Source organism: Streptomyces sp. NBC_00554, from assembly GCF_041431135.1.
Classification (GTDB): Bacteria; Actinomycetota; Actinomycetes; order Streptomycetales; family Streptomycetaceae; genus Streptomyces.
This window is the reverse complement of sequence record NZ_CP107799.1, coordinates 355,803-381,518: the sequence shown is the minus strand read 5'-3', so window position 1 is coordinate 381,518 and position 25,716 is coordinate 355,803. Positions and strand designations below refer to the sequence as shown.

The following is a 25,716-nucleotide window of genomic DNA, read 5'->3' as shown; positions in this document are numbered from 1 at the left end:
TAGCAGTCACTCCTTTCCCTGGGTGGTTCAGCCCTGGGCGAGTTCGGCCAGGGCGTCGAGACGGGTGGGCGTCCAGCCGAGCTCGCGGCGCGCACGGGCGCCGCTGAACTGCTGGTCGAGGGCGAACGCCTCGGCGATCGGGCCCATCCGCTGTACGGCCTCCGCGAGGGTCAGCGACTCGATCCGGTCCGGGCATCCGGCGGCGTGGCTGAGGGCCCGGGTGATGTCGGACAGGGGAAGGTTCTGGCCGCCCACTCCCGCGTAGACGGAACCGGCCGGGGCGTTCAGGGCCAGGACGTACAGCTCGGCGATGTCGTCGACGTGGACCAGTGCCCAGTGGTTGGAGCCGTCCCCGATGCAGGGCACGGCACCCGCAGTGCGCCCCGGCTCGACGAAGAACGACTGCGCCAGCCCGCCGGAGCGGCCGTAGACCAGCCCCGGCATCACCACCACCGGGCGCTCTCCGGTGGCGGCCCGGGCGAGCACCCGCTTCTCGTTCTCCAGCCGCCAAGCGGTGATACGCGGCGGGCTCAGCGGGGCGCCCTCGTCGACGACCCCGTCGGTGTCGCCGTACACCCACACCCCGCCCGTGTGCACATACGGGCCACTTCCCACGCCGTCCTGCAGCGCCTCCGCCGCCGCACGGTCGACGTCCGCGGTGCCCTCGGCGTAGTCCACCCCGAGGTGGATGACCCCGTCGGCCGCGCGGGCCGCCTCACGGAGGACATCGGTGTCGGTGAGCGACCCCGCGACCGGGGTGGCACCAAGGTCCGACACGATGCGCGCCGCATGCTCGCTGCGCGCCAGCGCCGTCACGGCGATGCCGTGCCCGGTCAGTGCCCCGATGGTGGAGCGGCCGATGTAGCCGGAGCCGCCTGTGATGAAGATCTGCATCGCTCTCACGGTCCTTGTGGGTGGAGGAGCGGCGGGGGAATCCCGCCGCTCCTCCACCCTGGGGCCGTGCCTCGGCCGGCGTCCAAGACCTCTTCTGTCAGCGGTGATGCTCTCAGGGCATCAGTGCTGGGCAGCGGCGATGTCGGCGAACTCCGGGAGCAGAGGGGAGCGGCGGCCGGTGCTCCAGGCGAGGCAGACCTCGCCGGGGCCGATGTCGTCGATGGGCACATGCGCGACATCGGTGTGGGTGTAATACGCCGCGGTGGACAGCGGAAGGACGAGGACGCCCCCGGACGTCGCGACGTGCTCCAGCTTCTCCTCGACGGTGGCGAACGAGGGCCGCGGCCCGGCCTCCTCGCCGCCGGACCGCTCGGGGAGATCACGCCACTCGGGGACGGCGTCGGGGTCCTGCAGCAGCCGCTCGGACGCCAGATCCGCGATGACGATGGACTCCTTGCCCGCCAGCCGGTGGTCCGCCGGCAGTACGGCGACACGGGGCTCCCGGAAGAGCGGGCGCAGCTCCAGGCCGCGACGGTCGACGGGCAGCCGTACGAAGCTCACGTCGAGAACGCCCTCGTGCAACCCTTGGACCTGGTCACCCCAGGAAGTGCGCACCACCTGCACACTCAGCTCGGGATGCCTGGCGGAGAAGGCACGCACAGCGCCGGTCACGGTGATCCCGGGCATGAAGCCGACCGTGAACGCCGAAGACCCGTGGGCGGCCTGCTGGACCCGGCGGTGCAGAGCCTGCGAGGCGGCCAGCAGGGGGCGCGCGTCCTCCAGCAGTTGGCGGCCGGCGGCCGTCAACTCGGTGCTCTGCTTGTTCCTGCTGAACAACTGCGCGCGCAGCTCCTGCTCCAGCGCGCGGATCTGCCGGGACAGCACCGGTTGCGTGATGTGCAGCCGCTCGGCGGCCCTGCCGAAGTGCAACTCCTCGGCCACAACCACGAAGTAGCGCAACTTGCGCAGATCGACATCCACGACATCTCCCACCATGCAGACTCCACCTCCCAGACTAGATCTTCCGGACCGTGTCACCGGGGAGCCCGGCGAGGATACGGCCGGCGTGCGGATGCGCTGAGGCTGTAGCTCCCGTACCTCGCTAGGCTGAGCGCCGTATGTGATCGACAGGAGGCTGACGTGGCCGGGACGACGGTGGCCGACGTGATGGCCGAGTTGGCCGGGCTCGAGGACCCGAAGACGCGCGAGGTGAACGAGAAACACGGTGACGATCACGGTGTGAACCTCAGCAAACTGCGCGCGCTCGCGAAGCGGCTGAAGACGCAGCAGGAACTTGCGTGCCGGCTCTGGGAGACGGACGACACCGCGGCGAGACTGCTGGCGCTGCTGATCTGCCGCCCGAAGGCTTTCGAGCGCGACGAGTTGGACATCATGCTGCGCGAAACGCGCACGCCCAAGGTGCACGACTGGCTCGTGAACTACGTGGTGAAGAAGAACCCGCACTCCGAAGAACTGCGCCTGACCTGGTCCGCCGATCCGGATCCAGTGGTCGCGAGCGCCGGCTGGGCGCTGACCACCGAACGCGTGGCCAAGAAGCCCGAGGTCCTCGACCTGGCAGAACTGCTCGACGTCATCGAGGCGGAGATGAAAGACGCCCCGGATCGCCTGCAGTGGGCGATGAACCACTGCCTGGCTCAGATCGGTATCGAGCATGCCGAGCACCGCACCCGTGCAATGGACATCGGTGAGCGCCTGCAAGTGCTCAAGGACTACCCGACCTCCCCGGGCTGCACGTCTCCGTTCGCGCCGATCTGGATCACCGAGATGGTGCGCCGACAGCACGACAACGATAAGTAGGAAGCTGCGGCGGAGACACCGTCACTGGCGCTGTGAGGGCCCGGAAGCCTGTGTGGATGTGGCCAAGGCGGTCGTCGCGTCCACCACCGGAGCCGTGGCCCGGGGCCTGAGACGGAGGCTGAGGGCGATGCCCACGGCCGCGCAGGCACAGGTCATCCACCAAGTGGACTGCCAGCCGCCCGTACGGGTGGCCAGCCATGCGGCGATGGCGGGGCCCACGAAGCTGCCGGTGTTGAAGAGTTGCTGGATCAGGCCCATGGTGGCGGGGGCGGAGCCGCCTGCCGGTGTCAGTTCACCGATCATGCGCAGCAAGGCGGCCGGTATCGCGCCGCCGATCAGTGAGAAGGCCGCGACGCACAGGAACTGCCAGGTGGTGCCTGCGGGCACCGCACGCCAGTGGGGGACGAAGGCCAGCAGCGATGTGGTGGCCATGAGGGTGAAGGCGGGGATGAGGAGGGCCCGGGCGGGCAGGCCGCGTTTCATGAGTGCCGCGGTGGTGATCGAGCCGATGGCGTTCGCCGCACCGACCAAGGCACTCAGGACGCCTGGCCAGATGCCCGTCATCCCGCTGTCGCGGTAGATGGTGGGCAGGAACCCGACCACGGCCATCCACTGGAGGGTGTAGCAGGCGAAGACGAGCCCGGCCGTCCACGGAGCGGGGGCTCGGACAGTGCGGCCGATGCGGGCGAGGGCGGCCGACGCGGCACGGGCACCTCGTGCGCCGTCGTGGGGAACGCGGGCCAGGACGCAGGGCAGCGGCGCCAGTGCGAGCAGGGCCATGGCCCACCACCACACCCGCCATGGCACCACCTGCAGGACCAGTGCGCCGGTGATGAGCCCGGCGAAGGTGGAGATGCCCTGGTAGGCGCCCCAGAAGCCCATGGCTGTGGTGAAGCGGCCGGGTGGGGTGCTCCGGCGGATCAGCCCCGGGCCGGTCACCGCCACCAGGATGAAACCGGCGCCCTCGACCGCCCGGGAGGCCAGCAGCGGAGCCGCCGACCAGGCGAAGCCGCCGCCGGCAGACCCGAGGCACAACAGAACCAGCCCGATGCTCAGGCAGCGTCGCTCGCCGATCAGTTCGGCCAGGAGCGAGATGGCGAGTCCGCCGAGCATCCCGGCCAGCTGGACGATCCCCAGCAGGGTCCCGGCCTGGACGAGGGTCAGTGACAGGTCGTGCCGCAGGTACGGGAGCGCGGGCGGCAGCTTCCACACCTGCAGCCCGGCAGCAACCCCGGCGCACACGACGACGATCCAGGAACTGCCGGTGCCGGTGGGATGCGTCGTCGAGGCCATGGCGGCGGTCCTTCATCAGGGCGGGGGTGCGGAACGTCCCGCCACCTTGACCTCACGCCGGGGCATCCGCGCAATACAGACCCTATGGAGTGCGACAGATGCTCAGCATCAGGTCTCTCAGGTGGCAGAATGCGCACCATGACGCTGATGGACCCCTTGGATGCCCGGATCGCTCTGGCCCTGGACGACGACCCGGACGCCACGATTCTCGCTCTGGCTCAGACCCTGGGTGTGGCCCGGAACACCGTTCACGCCAGGCTGCGGAGGATGGCCGCCGACGGAGTGCTGAAGCCCTTCAGCCGGCGCGTCGATCCCGCCACCCTCGGGTACGGCCTGGTGGCGTTCATGTCGCTCACGATGAGTCAGGCCGAGCCCGAGAGCGTCCATGAGGGACTGCTCGCCCTCCCCGAAGTCATCGAGGTCCACTACACCACCGGCGACGCCGACCTCCTCGCGCACGTCGTCGCCAAGGACACCACGGACCTGCACCGCATCACCAAGGCGATCCTCGCCATCGACGGAGTCGACCGGACCAGCACTGCCATCTCGCTGGCCGAGGTCATCCCGTACCGCCCCCGGGCCCTCCTGCAGCGCCTGGCGAAGGGATGAACCCACGGCACGCCCTCAGTCGTCGAGCAGCCGCCAGGCGGTGAGTGCGAGCCCGGCGCGTACCAGTCCGGTGGGCTGGGTCAGTTCGAAACCCAGGGTCTTGCCGATCTGCTCGAGTCGGCGGGAGACGCTGCTGTGGTGCAGGTGGAGAAGGTCAGCGGCCCGGCGCAGGGAGCCGGTTGCACAGTAGGCGTCGAGAGTCTCCAGATCTTCTGGGTTGTCAGCCAGGCGAACGATCGCGGCCACGTCGGCATTTTCCCGCGCGGTGTCCTGGGGTATCTCGGCGAGGAGCGCCAGCGCGCCCAGGTCGGCGTAGCGGATGACGGGTTCGCGTGGGGTGGTGAAGCGGAGGGCGGTGCGCGCTTCCCGCCAGGACCGGTCGGGGCTCTCGGCGGCTCCGATGCCCGCGCGTACGCCTGCCGGAAACCTGGCCAGGTCCTCCCTGGTGGCCAGGATGACTCCCACGTCGGCGAGCGGTGCCGCCTTCACCGGGCGGCCCGGGCACACCAGGCAGCCGATCTTGTCGAGCGGAAGCTGCGACCGTAAGGCGATGACGCGGACCGGCAGGTCGGCGGCGAAACCCAGGAGCCGTAGCGCCCGGGCTCTCGCCGCCTCGTCGCTGTCGGAGCTGATGACCAGTTCGACGAGGGCGGGGTCGGCCATGGTGGTGCGGGCCGGGCCGTACCGCTCGACGACCGCCGCGGCGGCCAGGGCGAGCCGGTCCAGCATCAGTTCGTCGAGCGAGCCGGGCGTGCTGGAGCGTTCCAGCCACACGGTGCCGATCTCCTCCTCGTCGAGGGTGATCGACGCCGTGGTGGACGCGGGTGACGGCGGAGTCGACGCTTCCCTGCCGTCGGACGAGACGCGGATCGCCCGCCCCGTGCTGTGCAGCCGAATCCCGGTCACGCACTCGGCGAGAACCGCCGAGGCCCGGGCGAGCGCCGGGAGATCCACTCGCCGACGCATCAGCGTGTCGTAGAACATGACGACCCGGATCGCGCCTTCAGCTTGGGAGTCCAGGTGCGACAGCCGTACGGCCAGTGCCTCCATGGCTGGAGGATAGGGCCTCCCCGGCAGAAGGAGAGGCGCCAAACGCTGCGCGATCCGGGGGAGTTGACCGACGGACGGCGGATGAACTCGGGGGCGGCGACCGTGAGGATGGCCGACATGGATCCCGAACTCGAAGCATTCATACCGTTGTTCCCCCGCGCCGATCTGACCGACCCGGCCACCGACCGCAAGAGTTTCGCCGGTCTGGCCGCCGCGGTGCCGCCACCGGACACCGCCGGAATGGAGATCGAGGACCGCACGGTGCGCGCCGATCCGGACGTGCCGGTGCGGATCTATCGCCCGCACCGGGCACAGGGCGCCATCGTCTGGCTGCACGGCGGCGGATTCGTCATGGGTGACCTGGACACCGAGCATCCGTGGGCCACCCGGGTCGCGGACGTCTCCGGCGCAGTGGTGGTCTCGGTGGGCTACCGGCTGGCCCCCGAGCACCGGTTCCCTGCCGCCTTCGACGACGCCTACGCGGCGCTGCTCTGGACAGCCGAGTACGCGGCCGAGCTCGGCGTCGACCGGGGGCGGATCGCGGTGGGCGGTCACAGTGCCGGCGCCGGCATCGCGGCCGCGGTGGCGTTGCGGGCGCGTGATGAGCAAGGGCCGCCGATCCGCTTCCAGTTGCTCAACCAGCCCGAGCTCGACGACCGGCAGGAGACGTGGTCGGCGCGCAACTTCACCGACACGCCCTGGATGAATCGCGACAAGATCGCCGCGACCTGGCGGCACTACCTGGGCTCCACACCCGCCACGGCGTACGCCGCCCCGGCACGGGCCGCCGACCTGTCCGGCCTGCCACCCGCCTACATCGCCAGCGCGGAGTTCTGTCCGAACCGGGACGAGGACATCACGTACGCGCTGCGCCTGCTCCAGGCGGGCGTGCCGGTCGAACTGCACCAGTGGCCGGGTACGTTCCACGGTTCGCAGGCGATCGTGTCCGCCGAGGTCTCGCAGCGGCAGATGGCCGAACTGGGCGCCGCCCTGCGCCGCGCCCTGGCCGAGTGAACCGTCGATGTCGAAGAGCACGGGGAGTGTCCCCGTCGCACTCATTGATCATGATCATGAGAGGACGCTGTCATGAAGATCCGACTGGTCGTGTGTGGAAGCGTGGCCGCTCTGAGTGTGAGTGCGGGCATGGCGACGGGAGTTCCGGCGCCCAACGCGACAGACGCTGTACCGGCCGCCAGTACGAGCGCATCGGCCGGCTTGGATCCTGCGGAGCTGAAGTCCGCGCTGGACGGCGTCCACCGTGCGGGGATGCCGGGCGTGTACGCCGAGGTGCGCGACGCCGGCCAGGTGTGGCGCGGCGCTTCCGGGGTCGCCGATGTGAAGACCGGCCGCCCCATCACGCCCGACATGCGGCAGCGTGTCGGCAGCATCACCAAGACCTTCACCGCCGCCGCGGTCCTGCAGCAGGTCGAGAAGGGCCGGATCCAGCTCGACGCGCCGATCGGCGGCTACCTGCCGCGGTTGGTCCCGGGGGAGCGCGGCAAGAAGATCACGGTTCGGATGCTGCTCAACCACACCAGCGGCATCGCCGAGTACCTCCCCTATGCGTTCCCGTCGTTCAAGGAGTGGCCCTCTCTGCCGGACTTGTCCCCCAAGAGCCTGGACGACAACCGGTTCAGGCAGTTCCGCCCGGCTGAGCTGATCGAGATGGGGCTGACGGCGCCTGCCGTCGGCGAGCCGGGAAGCACTCCAGGGGTGTACTCCAACACCAATTACCTGCTTCTCGGCGAACTCCTGGAGCGGGTGACCGGCACGACGGCAGAGAACTACATCACCCGGAATGTCATTGAGCGCGCAGGACTCCAGCACACCGAGTTCCCGTCCGGGCCGCGTATCAACGGGCCGCACTCGCGGATGTACGAGGCGCTGTACGGCTTGATCGATCCGCCGCGCGACTACAGCGTCTACAACATGTCCTGGGCGATGACAGGGGCCGGTCTCGTCTCGACCACGGAAGATCTCAACCGCTTCTACGACCGGCTGCTCTCCGGCGAGATCGTCAACAAGTCATCGCTGGCGCAGATGCAGCGCACGGTCCCGGTCATCAGCCTCGAAGGGCAGCAGATCGACTACGGCCTCGGTCTGCAGAAGGTCACGATCCCGGGGTGTGGCACCTTCTGGGGCCACGACGGCACGGTATGGGGCGCCCTGACGATGTCCTGGACCCGGTCCGACGGCGAGCGGCAGGTGTCCCTCGCGATGAACCTCGCGAGGTGGAACAAGCTGGACGCTTCGGGGACCCCGCAGCACCACCCCATCGACGACGCGCTGTCGACCCTCTATCAGCAAGCGATGTGCGGGAGCTGGTAGGAGCGAAGGATGCCCCGGCCTGAAGGCCGGGGCATCCTCGGAGACTTCAGGTGGCATCCGCGAGCAGGAGCTCCAGGGGCCGTGGCACGCGGGCCGGGTCGAGGTGCTCCACGAGCGCGCGTGCGTACTGCGCCTTCCTGCCGCTGTGTGTACCCAGGAAGCGCCGGAGCTGCTGCTCCACGGTGCGCTCGCGCTGGGCGGGCTGCTTCTGGAAGGTACGGAACGAGCGCAGCTCGCCCTGCTCCTCGACGACCTGCTGCACCGAGTCGGCGCCGAGCGCACGGATCAGCTCGTCCTCGAGGTCCGCTTCACAGACGTAGAAGGCGCTGAACGTGAGCCCCGCCTGCTCCACGCTGCGCCGGAAATAGGGCTCCTCGCCGACATCGCACAGGCCCGCCAGCCGCAGTCCGAGGCCCTGCGGACCGAAGAGCTTCAGAAACCGTCCGATGCTCGTCGCACCCCCCAACGGCACGATCGCGATCCCCTCCGCATCGAGATCCCGGCCGCGGCGCGCAGCCAGCGCTTCGAGGGCGGCTTGGTCGCTGACGCCTTCGACGAGTACGACCATGCCCAGGCCGACGGCCAACTCCTGCGCCGCGGAGGCGGCATGGGCACTTCCGGCCGCCCATTGAACTGCCGCCCGACTGAAGCGTCTTGTGTCATCCATGGGCATGAGTGTCTCTCGCCGTCCGGCGCACCGCGGAGCGATTTTCCGGGGGCGATCTTCGACTGAACCCCCTCGCGGCCGAGATCACCGTGCTCGACTCACCCTTCGCGGGGCGTCGTCACGGCGTCGGCCCGTTGCTGCGTAGGGAACGCGGGCTGTCCTGGGTGTGCCGCACCTAGGGAAACGGCGACCTGGTTCCCGCTCGGGCACCGATCGAGTCTTGGGTCAGAAGCCGCTCGGCTCCGACTCAGCGCCTCCCGAAAGGGGCCTGCCATGAACACCGACGACACCAACAGCGCCAGCCTTCTCGAGCAACTGCGACGCCAGTCCGACGATCCGCGTCGGCGCATCCTGTTCACCGGCGCCACCATCGTCACGATGGACCCGGAACTGGGCATCCTGCACAACAGCGACCTGCTCGTCGAGGGCGACGCCATCGCCGCGATCGGACCGAACCTGACCGCGGACGGCGCGGTGGTCGTCGACGCCTCCGGCACCATTCTGGCCCCCGGCCTCGTCGACACCCACCGGCACGCCTGGGAGGCCCAGCTCCGCCGGATCATGCCCGACGTCGACGACTTCGGCGGCTATGTGATGGCCACCCTGGCCGGCTACGCCACGGTCTACCGGCCGCAGGACATGTACATCGGCACCAAGCTGGCGGCGCTGACCGCGATCGACAGCGGCATCACCACCATGCTCGACTTCTCCCACAACTCCCGTACCCGGGAGCACTCCGACGCGGCGATCGAGGCCCTCCGGGACACCGGCATCCGAGGCGTCCACGCCTCCATGGGACCGCACTTCGGGGAGTGGGACCGCCAGTGGCCGGCCGACCTGACCCGCCTCAAGGACGAGTACTTCAGCAGTGACGACCAGCTGCTCACGCTGCGCATGGCGACACTGGCCACCGACGAGATCGCCGGACCAGCCCTCGCCTACGGACCCGAACTCGCCCGCACCGCAGCCGACTTGGGCATCGGTGTCAGCGTCGACGCGGTCTTCGGCACTTCCTCGTCGGAGGCGGTGCTGTCCTGGGCCAAGCACGGCATCCTCGGCCCCGACGTCACGCTGATCCACGCCACCGGTCTGACCACCGAGGCATGGAAGGCGATGGGGGAGTCCGGCACCACGGTCGCCCTGGCGCCCACCTCGGATGCGCAGATCGGGCTGGAGACGGCGATCCCCGCGGTGGACGAGGCGCTCGCCGTCGGTATCCGCCCCGGACTGAGCATCGACGTCGAAGTCGCCCTCGCCAGCGACATGTTCACGCAGATGCGGGCCCTGCTCGCGATCCAGCGGATGCGCGCGGTCAACGCCGCCTACGGAACGGGCGGCGATCTCTCCCGCATCACCACACACGACGTCCTGGACTTCGCCACCATCCAGGGCGCACGCACCAACGGCCTCGGCGACGTCACCGGCTCCCTCACTCCCGGCAAGAAGGCCGACCTGCTGGTCGTCCAGGCCGAGGATCTCAACAACATGCCCCTCAACGACCCCATCGGCACCCTCGTACTGGGTTCCGACGCCCGCAACATCAGCGCCGTCCTCGTCAACGGCCGGCCCCGCAAGTGGAACGGTCAGGTCCTCGACGTCGACCTTCCCGCGCTGCGCACCGAGGTCAACGCCTCCCGCACGTACGTGCTCAACACGCCGGCCGCCTGACCGGAGTCCCGGGGCGCTCGCTGGGCCGAGCCCGGAGCGCCCCGTCGGACACAGCGCTGCACTGCCTGCGGTGACGTGGCACCTACAAATCTGCCGGGCGGGTAAACCCGTAGGCGCGCTCGACCTTGGCCACCTGGAGCGAGAACGAGGCGTACCAGTGCTCGCGTCCGTGCGCACGGGCCAGGGCGTGCTCTGCGTGATTCCGCCAGGCGGCAATTGAGTCCTCGTCTCTCCAGTACGACACCGTGATCCCGAGGCCATCCGCACCGCGAGCGGATTCGACACCGAGGAAGCCCGGCTGGTCGGCAGCCAGTTTCATCAACCGCTCGTCCGTCTCCCCGTAGCCGTTGTCGCTGGCGGTCCGCACGGCGGTGAACACCACGGCGTAGTAGGGCGGGGCGGGCAGCGACGCGGGCGCAGGATCGGTCACGGAGGTCCTCCAACAGACGGCACCGGCAATATCGCCTCAAACGATCTCGTGCACCGACCTGAACTCACAACCCTGCTGTCCGGCTACCGACCCACGCTCCGCCGGAGGCGCAGGCCGCCTCCGGCCGGGCGCATGTCTATGACAGGCAAGAGCTCCAGCCCTCCGCACGATTGGGGGGAGGGCTGGAGCTCACCGGGTGTGCTCAGGGCCTGCCCTTGATCCGCAATGACACAGTGAGCGTTTTCAGCGTTGCCTCTCCAGGGTGAGAATGGCTTTGGCGATGACGGTCATGCGGTTGGGGCTGATGCGGGATCTGCGGAAGATCTGCCAGGACTTCAGTCGCGCCATGCCGCGTTCGACGGGAGTTCGGGCCTGGGCGAGGACGCGGTTCACGGTGCGCTGGGTGGGGGTGAGTTCCCCGCCGGGCGGTCGTCTCTGGCCAGTGGTGACGACCTGGATGTTCACGCCGTGGTGGCGGTGCTTGGCGCAGTAATCGGCGCGGCTGCCGCCGACGCGGTCGCACTCGGCGAGGGTGCCGTCCAGAAGGGCGAACTCGGGATCGTGCTCGCGCAGCGTCTTCAGCAGGCCCGGGGCCCGGTCGGCGAGCAGGCCCGTGACGGTGGTGACATAGGCGTGGTCGGTGCCGACGGATATCCCGAAGCCGGCCGCGATCCGAGCGAGGGTGTCGTGGCGGTGCAGGTACACCAGCGCGACAGGTGCGTGCCGGTGCGGCGGGAGTTTGCAGCGCCTGTCACCCTCACGGGTTTCGCTGAGCGTCGTGACCCACTCGACCAGGGTGTGCGGGAGGTCGAGTGCGGCAGGACAGGGAACCAACAGGGCTCCTGTGCCGGTGGGTTGAGACTTCGAACACCTCCCTCAATAGCGGGCCCGACTATGGGAAGTGTGAAACCAAGCTTCATTGGCGAGTCCTGTCGGCGATCCGTCTACCGTTTGCTCAGACGGGAAGTTCGGTGATGCTGAGGGCGAAGTCCAAGTTCCCCACCCCGTGGTTGGCGAGGCCCACCGTGACCACGCCTGCTCCTTCCAGCCAGTGCGCCATTTTCAGGCCGCCGACGTCCAGCGGGCGCAGTCCGAGGCTCTCGACGAACGCCTCCACACTTGCCTTGGCCTGCGCATTGTCGCCCGCGAGGAAGACGTCGGGGCTCCCCTTCTCCAGGACATGACGGAAGACGGTGTTGAACGCCTTCACCACGCTGGCGCTTGCCGGGGCGGCCTTGGCGACTTCCTGCGCGATCGAGGTCTCCTCGCGGTGGGCCAGTCCGTCGAACGTGGAATTGAAGGGATTGCTGATGTCGACGATGACCTTGCCCGCGAGTGCGTCTCCGTACTGGGTGACGACCGGCACGACGCCGTCGTACAGCAGGGCCACGATGACGATGTCCCCGGCCGGGGCGGTGCCCCATTCTCCCGTCGTGGCGCCGCCGCCGAGAGCCTTGGCCAGGTCAGCGGCCTTGGACTGATCGCGGCCCATGACCTCGACGGCGTTGCCGCCCGCTATCGCCCGCGCGCCGATGGTGCGGGCCATGTTCCCGGTGCCGATGATGCTGATGCTGCTCATGAGATGTCCTGCCCTGGTTGTGGGTCGTCGGTTCAGATGGCGGTGGTGCCGCCGTCGGCGACCAGTTCCATGCCGTTGACGTAGCTGGAGTCGTCGGAGGCGAGGAAGAGGGCGGCGGTGGCGATTTCGTCGGGGCGGCCCATCTGGCCGCGGGGGATGAGGGACTCGAACTGGCGCTTGGTGGCCTCGTCGAAGAGTTCTGCCTGCTTGGCGGTGGCGACCTGGCCCGGGGTCAGGACGTTGACGCGGATGCGGCGGTCCTTGAGCTCGTTGAGCCAGACGCGGGCCCAGGCTGCTGGCCGGATATATCTGGTCCGCCATCGACTTTTTGTCCGGGCCGGACCGTGACAAACTGACCGCCTGCACCGTGCACCGCTGCGTGCGGTATTTCGTGAAGGTCCACGGCCGTGAGGAGTTCTGCCAGCCGTCGTGCGGCGACCGGGCCCGGGCCGCCCGTTTTGCGCGCAGACAGCGGGCGTTGATCGCCGCTACGCTGCGGCGCATGACCGCTTCCTCCTCGCTGGAGACGGATCCTGTCGCCGCGCGGCGTCCCCAGTATCTCGCCGACATCGCGGCCGGACTGGACCGCTTCTACGAGCCCCGTCGCACCGACTGCCCCTGGTGCGGCAGCGCCCGGCTGTCGACCCGGCTGCGCACCGTGGACCTGTTGCAGCACAAGCCGGGCCGGTTCGAACTGGCCGAATGCCTCGACTGCCGGCACATCTTCCAGAACCCTCGGCTGAGCCTGGCCGGGCTGGAGTTCTACTACCGGGACTGCTACGACGGTCTCGGCGAGCAGCAGATGGCCGTCATGTTCGAGGGCAACGCCGCCGGGCTCAAGGACCGGGCCTCGCTGCTCACCCAGCATCACCAGCCCAAGTGCTGGCTGGACGTCGGCACCGGGCACGGCCACTTCTGCAAGGCAGCCGCGGAGAGCTTGCCCGACACCGAGTTCCACGGCCTCGACATGAGCGCCGGCGTCGAGCTGGCCCAGGAGCATGGCTGGATCACGCGCGGATTCCGGGGCAACTTCCCGGAGATGACCGCAGAACTGACCGGGAACTACGATGTGCTCAGCATGTTCCACTACTTGGAGCACACCCTCGACCCGAAGGCTGAGCTGGCCGCCGCGGCCGCCGTACTGCCGCCCGGCGGGTACCTCGTCATCGAACTGCCCGATCCCGAGTGCAAGTGGGGCCGCATCCTCGGCCGCTACTGGATGCCCTGGCTCCAGCCCCAGCACCTGAACCTGATGCCCATCGCCAACCTGAAGAAGGCGGCCGAGGATGTCGGCTTCGCCGTGGTGGACGAGCAGCGGTCCGAGCCGAACGGCGGCATGGACATGGTCGCCGCCTTCGCGTTGTGGGCCAACTGGATCGTCGGCGGCAACGACGTGCCGTGGCACCCCAAGCCGCCGAGTCCGCTGCGCAAGTTCGCGCGCAAGGCCAGCATGGTCATCTCGGTGCCACTGATGGTGCTCGCGTTCCTCGGCGACAAGCTTTTCGCCCCGTACGGCCGAAAGCACGGCTACTCCAACGCCTACCGCGTGCTCCTGACCCGGAACTAGCGCCCGGGATCCGGGCGCTGCTGTTGTGCAGGGAAGGACGCCTTACCCGCGTTGAGTGCAGGTAAGGCCGACGCCGCGGGCGAGATCGACTGGGACATCTCGGTCGACTCCACCATCGTGCGGGCTCATCGGCACGCGGCCGGTGCCCGGACCGGACCGCCGCCGGCGCCCGCGTCAAAGGGGGCCGGAACGGCAGAACACCAGGGCGAAACACCGTGGCAGAGCCTGCTCACCCGGCTGGTGGAGGTGGTCCGGTGCCCGCGTCCACTACGACGAGAGCTGTCTGCCCGATGTGCGGCTGGCTCCAACCCAATTTGTCAGCGGCCGCCATCTGCTCTGCACCGAGAAGCAGCTCCAGCCCGGCGTCACCGGCTGACGAGGTGAGCCAGGGTTCCTGATCCACGCCGTACCGCCCATCCGCGGTAAGCGCGGACGATCCCGTCAGCGCCCCAAGGTCCTCTACGCCGACCGCGGTTACGACCACAACGTCTACCGCCGCCAGGTCCGTGAGCTGGGCATCCGCACGCTCATCGCCCGGCGCGGCACCGGGCACGGAAGCTGCCTGGGCAAGAACCGCTGGGTCGTCGAAGCGGCCTTCGCACTTCTGCGCTGGTTCCGCCGACTGCGTATCCGCTGGGAAATCTGCGCCGACATCCACCAGGCCTTCCTCACCCTCGGCTGCACAATCATCTGCTGGCGGCGCCTCAAAAAGCAGTGCTGATCCGTGCCCTCAGCCCGAACCGGCGACCAGTGCCTCGCCGAGCGGGGTGCGCCGGTAGAGCACCGACCGTCCGGACCGGGCGCGGACGAGCAGCCCCGCGCCTCGCAGGATGGCGAGGTGGTCTCCTACCGCGCCGGGTGCCATGGCGAGACTTCGGGCGAGGTGGCTGGTACTGGCCGGGGCGTCCAGCGCCAACAGCAGCCGGGCTCGGGCCCGGCCGACCAGAGCGGTCAGCGCGTCCGGTTGGGGGACGGTCTCCTGTTCGCCCCACAGGGCGGCGGTGCCGCGGGCTGGATAGACCAAGGTCCTGGGCCAGGGGTCTTCCAGGTGGGCGGCGATATTCCCGACGAAGACCGAAGGGATCAGCAGTAGCCCGTCGCCGGTGAGGCGGACTGTTCCGTCTCGGGGGAAGAAGCCGAGCTCGATACCGCCGGCGCGCCAGGCGATGCTCGGGTGCAGGCTCTCGATGGTCGTGGCCCATCCATGTTCGCCGATCACGCCCACCCGGTGCACGACATCGCGCTCACAGATCGCGCGCAGTTGCGGCCAGTCCGTGGCGAGCAGCTCGTGCCACGCCTGGTCCATCGCCTCGGCGATCCTGGAGACGGCGTCCGTCGAGTCCAGCACTGCGCGTACGCGGGGATCATGGGCGGACGGGCCGGTCGCGGTGGTGGCGAATTCGTGGCGGGCCGCTTCCAGCGGTGTGGCCCGGATCATGGCCAGGTCGTCTGCCCAGGTCTGGTTGAGGCCGCGCGGGGGCGGGGCGACGAAGTTCGGTCCGGATTGCGGGGTGTGCAGGGCGAGGGCGGCGTCCAGTTCGGTCTCGCGGCGAAGCCGTTCAAAGGTCGGCAGGAGCCGGGTGGCCCAGGCTCGCGGCAGCGGCCGGTTTTGGCCGGCGAGCGAGCGCAGCAGTAGGCAGAGGTCCATCGCGGGCGACAGTGCGAAGCGGCTGCGCAGCAGGTCCTCGACGGAGACTTCGAAGCGGAGCACCCTGGGATGCTACCGCCGGACGTCTGTTCCGATTCGTCCAGCGACGAATCATTGGTGAGTGGCGTGGGCACACGGCGAGGCTGGGCGTCATGATCCCAACCGCCGAACCCGCGCAGGGCAACCACCGTGCCACCTACCGGGAGGTGCTGGCCGAGCCGCGATTCCGGCTGCTCTTCTCGACCCGCGCCGTCGCGATCACTGCGGGCTCGCTGCGGATCACCACGTTCTCGGTGCTGGTCTTCGGGGCCACCGGCTCCGCGCTGTTGAGCGCACTCGCCTTCGGCATCGGCTTTCTCCCGCAGTTGTTCGGCTCCCTGCTGCTGGGCTCACTGGCCGACCAACTGCCGCCCCGTGCGCTCATCGCCGGCGGCTACGCCTTGGAGTGCGCCGCCGCCCTGCTGCTCGCCCTGGTGCGGATGCCGATCGCGGCAAGCCTCGGTGTCGTGGCGCTGGTCGCCCTCGCCACACCGGTGTTCGGCGGCGCGTCGAGTCGGCTGGTCGCGCAGTGGCTGGAGGGCGACGCCTATGTACTGGGCCGTTCACTGAACAACATCGCCTCCTCTGGCGCGCAATTGTTCGGTCTGGCGCTGGGAGGTGCGGTCGTCGCGGTACTCGGCCCGCACCGGGCGTTCGCGGTAAGCGCCGCCCTCTACCTCGGCTGCGCGCTCGCTGTCCGCATCCGGCTACCCCGGCTGAAGCTGGGGGAGTTCGGCGGCACACCCGGCAGCGCTCGGGGCGGTGGCGGGGCCGTCCGGGCAAGCCTGCACGGTGCCGGCCTGCTGCTGCGCGGGCACGCGGTACGACGACTGATGCTTGCCCAGTGGCTACCGCCCGCGTTCGTAGCGGGTGCGGAAGGCCTGATCGTCGCCTATGCGGGAGGACGCCACTTCGCGCCCGGCTGGTACGCGGTGCTGATGGGCTGTCTGCCGGTTGGCATGCTTGTCGGTGACCTGCTGGTGGGTCGACTCCTACGGCCATCCACCCGGGAGCGCCTGGTAGTCCCGTTGATTGCGCTGACGGGACTGCCGCTGCTCGGCTTCGCTGCCGAGCCCGGAGTGGGCGTCTCGTCCTGTCTGCTGCTGCTCTGCGGCTTCGGATTCGCCTACCTCCTCGGCCTGCAACGGCCGTTCCTGGACGCCCTGCCGCAGAATGGCCAGGGCCAGGCCTTCGGTCTGCTCGGCTCCGGCAGCATGACGCTTCAGGGCGTCGGGCCGGTCTGCTTCGGCTCGGTGGCCGCAGGCATCGGAACAGGCGGCGCAATCGCCCTGGCAGGCGGCGCGGGGGTGCTTACCGCCGGCTGGATTCTCACCTGGCACCCGCCCACCTCCCCGGTCCCCGTCCCGAACTACTCAACGGGATCAGAGAACAGCACCGAACAGCATGCGTGTAGTTCTCCTGCGCAGTAACCGTCGCAGGTCGGGTCGGCCGCGAGTCGTCCTAAGCCTCGGCTCTGCCAGCCGTTGCGGACCACGTACGGGATCTTGAGACCACGAGCAGCCCATGGAAGGGTCATGCCACATGATCGATGAATTCGCCAAAGACAACCTGCACGGGAGACTGCGGCGGGACCGCGAGGCGCTGCTCTGGAAAGTCGACGGCTTGTCCGAGTACGACACCCGTCGGCCTTTGACGGCGACCGGGACCAACCTCCTCGGCCTGGTCAAACACGTGGCCACCGTCGAGGCCAGGTACTTCGGCGAGGTCTTCGACCGCCCTTCCCCGGAACCGCTGCCCCGGTGGCAGGACTCCGACGGCAGCGATCTGTGGGCGACCGAGGACGAGACCCGCGATCAGATCGTCGGGTTCTACCGGCGCACGTGGGAACACTCGGACGCGACGATCAACGAGCTTCCCCTCGATGCCCCCGGCCACGTGCCGTGGTGGCCGGAGCCCCATGCCAACACGAACCTGTTCGCCGTCATGGTCCATGTTCTCGGAGAGTCCAACCGGCATGCCGGGCACGCCGACATCCTGCGCGAGGGCCTCGACGGCCGGACCGGGATGCGCCCCGAACACGAGCAGCAGATCGACGAGGAAGCCCGTGCAGCCCACTGCGCGAAGATCGAGCAGGCCGCCAGATCGGCCGCACCGATCAAGACTTAGTGGTCGGCTCCGTAAATCCTTCGGGGGTTGACGTGAGGTCAGGCGGAGGCGGCTTGGAGAAGGGCTTCGGCTGTGGCGGTGCGGGCGTAGAGGACGGAGCGTCCGGCGCGGTGGGCGCTGACCAGGCCCGCGTTGCGTAGCGCGGTGAGGTATTGGGATACACCTGCGGGGGAGAGCCCGGTGCGGTGGGCCAGCTGTGTGGTGGAGGCCGGGATCTCCAACTCGGTCAGCAGCAGGGTCCGCGAGCGGCCCAGTACGGAGGAGAGGGCGTCGGTCTGGGTGACGGGGCGCGGCTTCCACAGCGTGCCGATACCGCGCGCCGGATAGGCGAGTTGGGGCGGGTCCGGCGGCGCCGTTCGGGTGCGCAGCCCCGGTCCGGTGAAGGCTGAGGGGATCAGCAGCAATCCCGTGCCTGCCGTCGTGCGGGTCAGCGGCCGCTTTCGGCGGGCCATCCGTAGCGCGTTGCCATCCCAGCTCAGCGACGTGTGCAGGTCGTTGAAGAGTCGGCCCGCGCCGTGCTCGGCGACCATGCGGGCCCGGTAGAGGATGTCTGCATCCAGCACTTCCCGGATCCGTGCCCAGTAGGGGGCCAGCGCCAGCTCCCAGTACGTTTCGATCTCTTCTGTGACCTTGGCCAGGCGGGTCTGCGGGTCGGCGCGCAGGGTCCGCAGCCGGGGGCCGAGGCTCCCCTGGTGGCGGGCCAGGTGGTCGAGGTCCTGGCGTACCCGGTCGACGGGTGAGGCGAGGATCGCATCTCGCTCTGCCGCCGGCGTGGGGGCCGGTCCGGCGGGGGCCGGGTTGAGGAAGTCGGGGACGTAGCCGCCGGTGGGCGGGATCAGCTCGCAGAGCCAGCCCCGGTCCAGCCCGGCGGCCACCATCCGCGGGCGTACCTGGTCAGCCCAGGGCCGGTGGATTGGATGCGCGGCGGCGGACGTCAGCAGTCGGAAGCTGGGTGCGATCTCCCACATCGGTGAGACGGCGAACCGCACTTGCGCCAGATCGCTCGTCGAGAATGCCAGCTCTGCCAGGGCAACCACTCCTCAATGGATTCAGGCATATATGAATCAATGGCGGGCCAGCCTACCGTGCGGAGATCATCCCGCCATGACCTCACAGACGATCACCGTGGCGGCATCGGGCACCTGGAAGCTCGGCGACCTGACGGTCAACCGGGTCGGTTTCGGCGCGATGCGCCTGACGCAGCACGGCGAGGCGTTCGCGGACGATGCCGTCCCACGCGATCGCGACCAGGCGATCGGTGTGCTGCGCCGCGCGGTCGTGCTCGGCGTGAACCACATCGACACCGCCGCGTTCTATTTCTCTCCGCTGCGCTCGGCCAATGAGCTGATCAACCAGGCGCTGGCCCCCTACCCGGACGACCTCGTCATCACCACCAAGGTCGGCCCGAGCCGCGATCCCTCGGGCCAGTGGCTGCCACACGCCACCCCCGAGCAACTGCGCGGCCAGGTCGAGGAGAACCTGCGCCAGCTCGGCCGCGACCACCTCGACGTGGTGAACCTGCGCATCGTCGGCACCGACTCGATCGCCGAACGCTTCGGCGCACTCACCGACCTGCGCGAGGCCGGACTCATCCGTCACCTGGGCCTGTCCAACATCCGCCCCCACCAGCTCGCCGAGGCTCAGAGCATCGCGCCGGTGGTCTGCGTCCAGAACATGTACGGCGTTGGCGCATCGTCCGAGCAGAAGGAGTTCCTGGACAGCTGCGGTGAACAGCGCATCGCGTTCGTGCCGTTCTACTCGATTGCCGGCACCGGACGCACCGCCGGCGCAACCACCGACCACAGCCGGGAAGTTCGCGCCATCGCCCGCGCCCACGGAGTGAGTGCAGCCCAGATCCGGCTGGCATGGACCCTGCACCAGGGCCCCCACGTCCTGGCCATCCCCGGCACCGGCGACCCCGACCACCTCGCCCAGAACGTCGCCGTCGGCTCCCTGCGCCTGTCGCAGGAAGAACTCACCGCCCTGGACCCCCTCCACCACCAGACGGCATGAGCCAGACCCCCATGGCATTGTGATCCACTTCTGCTGATCGGCCTCTCTGCATTGCCTGTTCCCGCCGCCCGGCCCACAACCCTGACCGCCGCCGAGCGGCAACGGCTGAAGAAGGCGGCCTACGGTCACAAAACTCCGCACCAGACCAGGATCCGGTCACAGATCGTGCTCATGGCGACCCGGGGCAGGCCCAACGCGCGGATCGCTGTCGAGGTGGGAGTGCACGTGGACACCGTGCGCACCTGGCGCGGCCGGTTCGCCGACGGCGGCTTGCCGACCCTGGCCGACCGCAGGCGCAGCGGGCGCCCGGCCCGCTTCACCCCTGTGCAGACCGATACCGGGAATCAGGCGGCGATGAGCTCCTGCTCGCGGTCCGGCGTTTTGATCTTGGGCTTCTTGTTCGGCAGCGAGAGCCGGAAGACCTTGTGCCACGCGGAGAACACCTGCTTGGGCAGCGGGCCGGTGACGTACTCCAGTTCGTACTTTTCGAACAGGGCGCGCACCTTCACAGCCACCTCGGCGTACCGGTTGCTCGGCAGGTCCGGGAACAGGTGGTGCTCGATCTGGTGCGACAGGTTGCCGGTCATGAAGTGCATGGCCTTGCTGCCGCTGATGTTCGCCGAGCCCATCATCTGGCGCAGGTACCACTGGCCGCGGGTCTCGCCCTTGATCGACCGGCGCTCGAAGACCTGCACGCCCTCGGGGAAGTGCCCGCACATGATCACTGAGTGGGTCCAGATGTTGCGGACCAGGTTCGCGGTGAACGTGGCGGCGAGCGTGGGGAGGAACGACGGGCCCGACAGCAGCGGGTGGATCACGTAGTCCTTGAGCACCTGCTTGCGGATCTTGCGGCCCACGGCCTTGGCCCGGGCGCGGAACTCCGGGTTCTTGCGGCGACGCTTGTTCAGGTTCTTGCCGAGCTCCAGGTCGTACGCTGCGATGCCGTACTCGAAGAAGCAGGCGTTTATGAAGTTCCACAGCGGCTGGCCGAGGTGGAACGGGTGCCACCTCTGGTCCTCGTCGACGCGCATGATGCCGTATCCGAGGTCGTTGTCCTTGCCGATCACGTTGGTGTACGTGTGGTGCAGCTCGTTGTGCGAGTGCTTCCACTGCTCGGACGGCGAGACGTGATCCCACTCCCAGGTGGTGGAGTGGATCTTCGGGTCCCGCATCCAGTCCCACTGGCCGTGCAGGATGTTGTGGCCGATCTCCATGTTGTCCATGATCTTCGCCACGGACAGGCCGGCGGTGCCTAGCAGCCACGCGGGCGGGAATATCGAGAACAGCAGCACGCCCCTGCTGACCAGCTCTAGCTTGCGCTGCGCCGAGATGACCTTACGAATGTAGGCGGCGTCCTTCTCGCCGCGGTCGGCGATCACCTCGTCGCGGATCGCGTCCAGTTCGCGGCCTAGCTCCTCGATCTGCTCCGCGGTCAGGTGGGCGGTGGGGTCGGTGGCGGTCAAGGTGCTCCTACCGTTCGATGTCGCAGGGGCCCGCCGCGGCGGACACGCAGGTCTGGATGAGGACGCCCGGCTCGGCCTCGGTGATCTCGCCGGTGCGCAGGTCGCGGACGGCGCCGGCCTTGAGCGGCGTGACGCAGCCGAAGCAGATGCCCATGCGGCACCCGGAGGGCATGAGCACGCCGGCCTCCTCGCCGATGTCCAGCAACGGCGTGGCGCCGTCCGCGTCGACGGTCTTGCCGGTGGCGCTGAACGTGACCTCGCCGCCGTCGCCTGCGACGACGATGCTGGGGCGGAAGCGTTCGGTGTGCAGTCGCTCTGGTACGCCGTGCTCGCTCCAGTGCTCTTCGGCGGCGTCGAGCAGGCCCGCGGGCCCGCAGGCCCAGGTCTCGCGCTCGGCCCAGTCGGGCACGAGTTCGTCGAGACGGGCGATGTTGAGCTTGCCGTCCGTGTCGGTGTGCACCTCGGTGAGCCGCAGCTTCTTGTCCGCGACCAGGTCGTGCAGTTCGTTGCGGAAGATCACGTCTTGCGGCTGTGGCGCGCAGTGGACCATGACGACGTCGTCGAACTCGGTGTCGCGCAGCATGCCCATCACAGGCGTGATGCCGCTGCCGGCCGTCAGGTAGAGCACCTTGGTGGGCTTGGCCTGCGGCAGCACGAAGTCACCGGTCGGCTGGTCGAGCTGGATCAGCGTGCCCGGTTTGGCCCTGCGGACCAGGTGGTTGCTGACCTTGCCGTCCGGGATCGCCTTCACGGTGATCGTGACGCGGCCGTCCTGGCGGTCTGTCGGCGAGGTGAGGGAGTAGGCACGCCACAGGCGCACCCCGTCGACGTCGACGCCGATCCGCACGTACTGACCGGCTGTGTGGCCGCGCCAGCCCCGTCCCGGCCTGATCACGATGGTCGCGGCGTCACCCGTCTCGGGGTGCACGGCCTCGATGCGCCCACGCAGGTCAGCGCCCGCACGCAGCGGGCTGACCAGGTCGAGGTAGTCCGACGGCAGCAGCGGCGTCGTGACCATCTCCAGCAGTTTCCACGCCCTGCTGCGGAGGGCTGTACTCGTCATGACCCCAGCTTGCTGCGCCTCAAGGCGTAAAGTCCTGACCGCAGGACGTAAATCTGGCCGGCTGAATTGTTCGCAGGGAATAGAAACGTGAGCCATGCAATCCCCAGGGCCGGCGAACTGGCCCTGGATGAGACAACGGTCACCGCACTGCGGGCCGCGCTGACGACCACCGCCGACGAGGTCGTCCAGGCGATCATCGACGAGGTCCCTCCCTACGCCAACGCCCTTTCGGGCCACATGGGCGCCACCATCCGCCGAGCCGTCCGCACCGCCCTGGGGCACTACCTGGACCGCGCGAGCGGGAACGCCACAGGCGGCGACGCCGGTGACGCAGCCTACGAGCTGGGCCGCGGCGAGGTGCGCGACGGCCGTTCGATGGACGCCCTGCTCAGCGCCTACCGCGTCGGCGCCCGCGTGGCCTGGCGATGCCTGGCAGCGGGTGCCGTACCCGCAGGTCTGCCCGCCGCCGAGGTCGCCAAGTTCGCCGAGCTGACCTTCGCCTACATCGACGAGCTGTCCGCCGCGAGCGCCGCGGGCCACGCCGACGAACTGGCCGCCCGGGGCAGGGATCACGAGCGCCACCTGGAACACCTGGCCCGCGACCTCCTCGCCGGCGCGAGCCCGGACGTGCTGCTGGCCTCGGCTCAACGGGCCGGGTGGCAGCCTCCGGTTTCACTGACCACGGTCCTGCTGCCCGCCGCCCAGGCCCGGCCTGCCTACCGCGCGCTCGACCCCAGCACCCTCGTCCTGGACGATCTGCCGGACGCCACCGGTGTGCTGCTCGTCCCCGATGCCGACCGACCACATCTCCTGCGCCAGCTGACCGACCGCACCGCCGTGGTCGGCCCGGCCCGGCCATGGACGCGTGCGTCCGCCTCGTACGCACGAGCCGTACGCGCGCGCTCCCTCTCCTCTGATATCCGCGACACCGAGGACCACCTGCCCGAGCTGGTGCTGAGCGCCGACGCGGACGCGTTCGCAGACCTGCGTGCCAGGGCCCTCGCACCGTTGCGGACCTTGCCTGTCGCGACCGCACGGCGGCTGGAGGAGACGTTGCGGGAGTGGCTTCTGCACCAGGGCAGACGGGACGAGGTGGCGGCGGCGTTGTTCATCCATCCCCAGACAGTCCGGTACCGGATGTCGCAGCTGCGGGAGCTGTTTCCGGATCTCGCATCGCCACACCGGGTCCTTGAACTGACGCTGGCGGTCGGTCTAGGGGTCAGCTGACGCGTACATCGACCGTCCACGACCGCGTCCGCGAGCGGTCCAGGAATCGTGCCTCGTTCTCGGTGCCATCAGCTAGCTCGTGCGGCCCGGGGGAAGAGCGGTATGAGCCAGCTGAGACCGGGGGCTGATGCGAAGAGCAGACAAGGCCTTGGGAAGCCCGTCGGAGGCGCTGTCTCTGAGAAGCGCGGTGGCGGATACGGCTCGACTGGATCCGGTGGACGATGCGGACCGGCGGGGCAGCCAGGCCGGGTCACCAGGGGCGCGGGGCCGGGCCGCTCGCGCCGGGGGACCGCCGTGGTTCTGCGACGGCCCCGTGCCTCCCTTCCGGCAGGCCGGCCCGGACGAGCGACCGGGCCGGCTCGGCACACCGCGCGAGGGATGATGGGGATGGAATGACGGAACGTGAGGTCAGGAGCTTGAATGGCGCAGCGGGTTCACCGACCCCGTGAGGACGCGGAGTTCAATTTCATCCTCGGGATGAGCAAAGTTCCGGTCCTCGCCTACTTCACCGGGACATGGCCCAAGGCGATCGAGCCCTGCCGGGTGATGGACCTCGTCGTGGGTGGCATTGCCGACGACTACACGGGCCGCCTGACGGCCGTCCGCGCCGACATCACGCGTTGTCCGGCCGCAACCGAGCGATACGGGATCACCGGAGCCCCGTCCTACGTCCTGCTGAAGGAGGGAGAGGCGGTGGCGCACGGCACGGGGCCTATGACCACCGCCGAGGTACGGAAGTTCCTGGACGGCCACCTCTGAGCGGCCGCTGCGGCACGTGGCCGCGACGCCCGTCACGTCTCGTCCATGGGAGCTGCGCCGCCTGAGACACCTTGGGGCTGAGACACCCCCACAGGTCACATAACGCCGTCGAGCGCGGTGTCGTCGGGCAGATCGGCGGCAGCGGCAACGATCTCGGGTGCTCGTCAAGGCCGATCCAGCCGCCGACGACCGAGCCGGCCCCGAACAGTCCGGGGATGGGCCGGGACTGGGGGTCGAGCACCCGCAGGTACTGGTCGATCTGCAGCGGCCCGGCGGTGTCGATCATGAGTGGCCGGAACCGCAGTGCGTAGAACGGCGGCTTGCGCAGCGGGACCAAGTGCTCGGGGGCTTTTGCCCACAGCGCGTCACGCCCGGCGTCGCAATAGCCGCCGTTGTGTTCCTGCGCGGTGGCGCTCAGCACCTCCGGGTCGGCACCGATCCAGCGCGCGATCTCCGATCAGTCATCGGCCGAGACGCACCACTCCTTGTTACCCGGATCGGCCAGAGTGTCACGCAGCGTGGTGCGGTAGCCCCCGGCGATCCAGGTGCCCGGATCTTCCTCGCCGGGAGGCGCCTCGCCGGTCGCGTTCCATGGAGCCGAGTTCGCCGCTCGGGTAAGCCTCACGGGAAGCGGACGGACGAGAGCTCCAGCCCCCGCCCGATTGCTGGGAGGGACTGGAGCTCACTGGTGTGCTCAGGGCCGTATGGCGAACGGGTCAGCCCAGTCGCATCGCGTATCCCGCGTGGTGCAGTTCCTCGCCCTGGAACTCCCCGAAGGCCCAGAAGCCGAGGTCGTCCAGGTAGTCGATCCGGTCGCCGTCGATCCAGTACCGGCCCTGATAGGCGTGTGGCCGGCCGCCCCGGGTCTCGTCGTAGCGGCCGTCGGCGGTGAGTTCCTGGTGCAGGAAGTCGTTCTTGTCGATCCAGACGCCGACCCGTGGGCTGCCGGTCATGTCCTCGGCGGCCGGGATGCCTGCCACGGGCGCGGTGGGGCGGCCGGGGGCGTCGGCGCCGGCCCACAGGACGGGTTTGCCGGCCGCGACCAGGGCGCGGACCTGCTCCGGGTGGGCCAGGAGCGTGGCCTGCGCACTCGCCACGTCGGGAGCGAGTTCGTCGGGTACGACGAGCAGGTCGCCGGCGTTCCCCGGCGTCAGCGTCGCGACGTACTCCGAGCGGTGGCCACGTCCGCCGACCAGGGCGACGGTGTCCACGACGGCCGGCACGACGGTCATGCCTGTGCAGTCGACGACGATGGCGTTGTCGTCCTGTGCCGCCGTGATGATGCCGGGGCCGACGCCTACGATCAGGGCGCCCACGAGCAGGACGTCGGAGCCGGGCATGGTTCCGATCAGCGGGTCCGTCGTCAGGACCCGGGCGTTGGTGAACAGGACGGGGCGTCCCGTGTCGTTCGAGACGAGCTCGTCGAAGGCCTTGCTGTTCCAGCTCACGGTGTCCGTGTGGGTGGCGCTCATCG

At 69.3% G+C, this 25,716-nt stretch carries 26 protein-coding genes and 4 pseudogenes; 14 read left to right on the top strand and 16 right to left on the bottom strand.

Going from position 1 to position 25,716, the window contains the following annotated elements; genetic code table 11:
* Positions 1-27: 27 nt before the first annotated feature.
* Both OG266_RS01845 and OG266_RS01840 read right to left on the bottom strand, forming a co-directional pair.
* Positions 28-894 (bottom strand): NAD-dependent epimerase/dehydratase family protein, encoded by an 867-nt coding sequence (locus OG266_RS01845; RefSeq protein ID WP_371541923.1) that lies wholly within the window; start codon positions 892-894, stop codon positions 28-30.
* Positions 895-1,014: 120 nt separating this feature from the next.
* On the bottom strand, positions 1,015-1,890 hold the full coding sequence (locus OG266_RS01840; RefSeq protein ID WP_371541920.1) for a LysR family transcriptional regulator: 876 nt from the start codon (positions 1,888-1,890) through the stop codon (positions 1,015-1,017).
* A 171-nt stretch (positions 1,891-2,061) separates the two neighbouring features.
* Here OG266_RS01840 and OG266_RS01835 point away from each other — a divergent pair, with 171 nt between their 5' ends.
* Positions 2,062-2,712, top strand: coding sequence for a DNA alkylation repair protein (locus tag OG266_RS01835; protein WP_371552606.1), 651 nt, complete (start codon positions 2,062-2,064; stop codon positions 2,710-2,712).
* A 21-nt stretch (positions 2,713-2,733) separates the two neighbouring features.
* Here the strand turns inward: OG266_RS01835 and OG266_RS01830 are convergent, their stop codons facing one another.
* The gene (locus tag OG266_RS01830; RefSeq protein ID WP_371541918.1) at positions 2,734-4,005 is read right to left on the bottom strand and encodes a CynX/NimT family MFS transporter; all 1,272 of its coding nucleotides are present in this window, start codon (positions 4,003-4,005) and stop codon (positions 2,734-2,736) included.
* Between the two features lie 138 nt (positions 4,006-4,143).
* On the opposite strand from OG266_RS01830, the gene OG266_RS01825 reads away from it, so the two are divergent.
* Entirely contained in the window at positions 4,144-4,614 is a 471-nt protein-coding gene (locus OG266_RS01825; protein WP_371541915.1) for an Lrp/AsnC family transcriptional regulator, read from the top strand.
* A gap of 15 nt (positions 4,615-4,629) precedes the next feature.
* Here OG266_RS01825 and OG266_RS01820 read toward each other — a convergent pair whose 3' ends face one another.
* A complete protein-coding gene (locus tag OG266_RS01820) occupies positions 4,630-5,664 on the bottom strand; it encodes a helix-turn-helix domain-containing protein (RefSeq protein WP_371541912.1) in 1,035 nt (344 codons plus the stop codon).
* A 117-nt stretch (positions 5,665-5,781) separates the two neighbouring features.
* On the opposite strand from OG266_RS01820, the gene OG266_RS01815 reads away from it, so the two are divergent.
* Entirely contained in the window at positions 5,782-6,678 is an 897-nt protein-coding gene (locus tag OG266_RS01815) for an alpha/beta hydrolase (RefSeq protein ID WP_371541910.1), read from the top strand.
* A 252-nt stretch (positions 6,679-6,930) separates the two neighbouring features.
* Positions 6,931-7,992 carry a serine hydrolase domain-containing protein gene (locus OG266_RS01810; protein WP_371552604.1) on the top strand — a complete coding sequence of 354 codons (1,062 nt, stop codon included), beginning with the start codon at positions 6,931-6,933 and terminating at the stop codon, positions 7,990-7,992.
* A gap of 46 nt (positions 7,993-8,038) precedes the next feature.
* Here the strand turns inward: OG266_RS01810 and OG266_RS01805 are convergent, their stop codons facing one another.
* The gene (locus tag OG266_RS01805) at positions 8,039-8,659 is read right to left on the bottom strand and encodes a TOPRIM nucleotidyl transferase/hydrolase domain-containing protein (protein WP_371541908.1); all 621 of its coding nucleotides are present in this window, start codon (positions 8,657-8,659) and stop codon (positions 8,039-8,041) included.
* A 273-nt stretch (positions 8,660-8,932) separates the two neighbouring features.
* Between OG266_RS01805 and OG266_RS01800 the strand changes: the two genes are divergently transcribed.
* The gene (locus OG266_RS01800) at positions 8,933-10,327 is read left to right on the top strand and encodes an amidohydrolase family protein (protein WP_371541905.1); all 1,395 of its coding nucleotides are present in this window, start codon (positions 8,933-8,935) and stop codon (positions 10,325-10,327) included.
* A gap of 82 nt (positions 10,328-10,409) precedes the next feature.
* Here the strand turns inward: OG266_RS01800 and OG266_RS01795 are convergent, their stop codons facing one another.
* The 4 genes and pseudogenes from OG266_RS01795 to OG266_RS01780 form a co-directional block, all read right to left on the bottom strand.
* The gene (locus OG266_RS01795) at positions 10,410-10,757 is read right to left on the bottom strand and encodes an antibiotic biosynthesis monooxygenase (protein WP_371541903.1); all 348 of its coding nucleotides are present in this window, start codon (positions 10,755-10,757) and stop codon (positions 10,410-10,412) included.
* Positions 10,758-11,000: 243 nt separating this feature from the next.
* Positions 11,001-11,591 (bottom strand): transposase family protein, encoded by a 591-nt coding sequence (locus tag OG266_RS01790; protein ID WP_371541900.1) that lies wholly within the window; start codon positions 11,589-11,591, stop codon positions 11,001-11,003.
* A gap of 121 nt (positions 11,592-11,712) precedes the next feature.
* On the bottom strand, positions 11,713-12,336 hold the full coding sequence (locus OG266_RS01785; RefSeq protein ID WP_371541897.1) for an NADPH-dependent F420 reductase: 624 nt from the start codon (positions 12,334-12,336) through the stop codon (positions 11,713-11,715).
* A gap of 32 nt (positions 12,337-12,368) precedes the next feature.
* Positions 12,369-12,629: pseudogene (locus OG266_RS01780) on the bottom strand (SDR family oxidoreductase); the annotation flags it as partial.
* Between the two features lie 35 nt (positions 12,630-12,664).
* Here OG266_RS01780 and OG266_RS01775 point away from each other — a divergent pair.
* From OG266_RS01775 to OG266_RS01765, 3 genes and pseudogenes are all read left to right on the top strand, one after another.
* Positions 12,665-12,796: pseudogene (locus tag OG266_RS01775) on the top strand (CGNR zinc finger domain-containing protein); the annotation flags it as partial.
* A 42-nt stretch (positions 12,797-12,838) separates the two neighbouring features.
* A complete protein-coding gene (locus OG266_RS01770; protein ID WP_371552602.1) occupies positions 12,839-13,903 on the top strand; it encodes a class I SAM-dependent methyltransferase in 1,065 nt (354 codons plus the stop codon).
* A gap of 394 nt (positions 13,904-14,297) precedes the next feature.
* A pseudogene (locus tag OG266_RS01765) lies at positions 14,298-14,624 on the top strand (transposase); the annotation flags it as partial.
* Positions 14,625-14,633: 9 nt separating this feature from the next.
* Here OG266_RS01765 and OG266_RS01760 read toward each other — a convergent pair.
* On the bottom strand, positions 14,634-15,614 hold the full coding sequence (locus OG266_RS01760) for a winged helix-turn-helix domain-containing protein (protein ID WP_371541894.1): 981 nt from the start codon (positions 15,612-15,614) through the stop codon (positions 14,634-14,636).
* Between the two features lie 89 nt (positions 15,615-15,703).
* Here OG266_RS01760 and OG266_RS01755 point away from each other — a divergent pair, with 89 nt between their 5' ends.
* Positions 15,704-17,020, top strand: a complete 1,317-nt coding sequence (locus tag OG266_RS01755) for an MFS transporter (RefSeq protein ID WP_371541891.1) — start codon at positions 15,704-15,706, stop codon at positions 17,018-17,020.
* A gap of 112 nt (positions 17,021-17,132) precedes the next feature.
* Entirely contained in the window at positions 17,133-17,717 is a 585-nt protein-coding gene (locus OG266_RS01750; protein ID WP_371541888.1) for a DinB family protein, read from the top strand.
* Positions 17,718-17,755: 38 nt separating this feature from the next.
* Here the strand turns inward: OG266_RS01750 and OG266_RS01745 are convergent, their stop codons facing one another.
* Positions 17,756-18,754, bottom strand: a complete 999-nt coding sequence (locus OG266_RS01745) for an ArsR/SmtB family transcription factor (RefSeq protein ID WP_371541885.1) — start codon at positions 18,752-18,754, stop codon at positions 17,756-17,758.
* A 67-nt stretch (positions 18,755-18,821) separates the two neighbouring features.
* Between OG266_RS01745 and OG266_RS01740 the strand changes: the two genes are divergently transcribed.
* Complete coding sequence (locus OG266_RS01740; protein WP_371541882.1) at positions 18,822-19,730, top strand: aldo/keto reductase; 909 nt, start codon at positions 18,822-18,824, stop codon at positions 19,728-19,730.
* Between the two features lie 51 nt (positions 19,731-19,781).
* Positions 19,782-20,051: pseudogene (locus OG266_RS01735) on the top strand (helix-turn-helix domain-containing protein); the annotation flags it as partial.
* A 23-nt stretch (positions 20,052-20,074) separates the two neighbouring features.
* Here the strand turns inward: OG266_RS01735 and OG266_RS01730 are convergent.
* Complete coding sequence (locus OG266_RS01730; RefSeq protein WP_371541879.1) at positions 20,075-21,193, bottom strand: fatty acid desaturase; 1,119 nt, start codon at positions 21,191-21,193, stop codon at positions 20,075-20,077.
* A 7-nt stretch (positions 21,194-21,200) separates the two neighbouring features.
* Entirely contained in the window at positions 21,201-22,256 is a 1,056-nt protein-coding gene (locus tag OG266_RS01725) for a ferredoxin reductase (RefSeq protein WP_371541876.1), read from the bottom strand.
* A gap of 87 nt (positions 22,257-22,343) precedes the next feature.
* On the opposite strand from OG266_RS01725, the gene OG266_RS01720 reads away from it, so the two are divergent.
* A complete protein-coding gene (locus OG266_RS01720; protein WP_371541873.1) occupies positions 22,344-23,483 on the top strand; it encodes a PucR family transcriptional regulator in 1,140 nt (379 codons plus the stop codon).
* A 420-nt stretch (positions 23,484-23,903) separates the two neighbouring features.
* On the top strand, positions 23,904-24,242 hold the full coding sequence (locus OG266_RS01715; protein ID WP_329543513.1) for a thioredoxin domain-containing protein: 339 nt from the start codon (positions 23,904-23,906) through the stop codon (positions 24,240-24,242).
* On the opposite strand, the gene OG266_RS01710 is transcribed toward OG266_RS01715, so the two are convergent.
* The 3 genes from OG266_RS01710 to OG266_RS01700 all read right to left on the bottom strand — a co-directional run bounded on the left by OG266_RS01710 (position 24,196) and on the right by OG266_RS01700 (position 25,714).
* Positions 24,196-24,663 carry an FAD-binding protein gene (locus OG266_RS01710; protein WP_371541870.1) on the bottom strand — a complete coding sequence of 156 codons (468 nt, stop codon included), beginning with the start codon at positions 24,661-24,663 and terminating at the stop codon, positions 24,196-24,198. The genes OG266_RS01715 and OG266_RS01710 overlap by 47 nt on opposite strands.
* Positions 24,664-24,699: 36 nt before the next feature.
* A complete protein-coding gene (locus OG266_RS01705) occupies positions 24,700-24,867 on the bottom strand; it encodes a hypothetical protein (RefSeq protein WP_371541867.1) in 168 nt (55 codons plus the stop codon).
* Positions 24,868-24,958: 91 nt separating this feature from the next.
* Complete coding sequence (locus tag OG266_RS01700; protein WP_371541864.1) at positions 24,959-25,714, bottom strand: Atu4866 domain-containing protein; 756 nt, start codon at positions 25,712-25,714, stop codon at positions 24,959-24,961.
* Positions 25,715-25,716 lie beyond the last annotated feature (2 nt).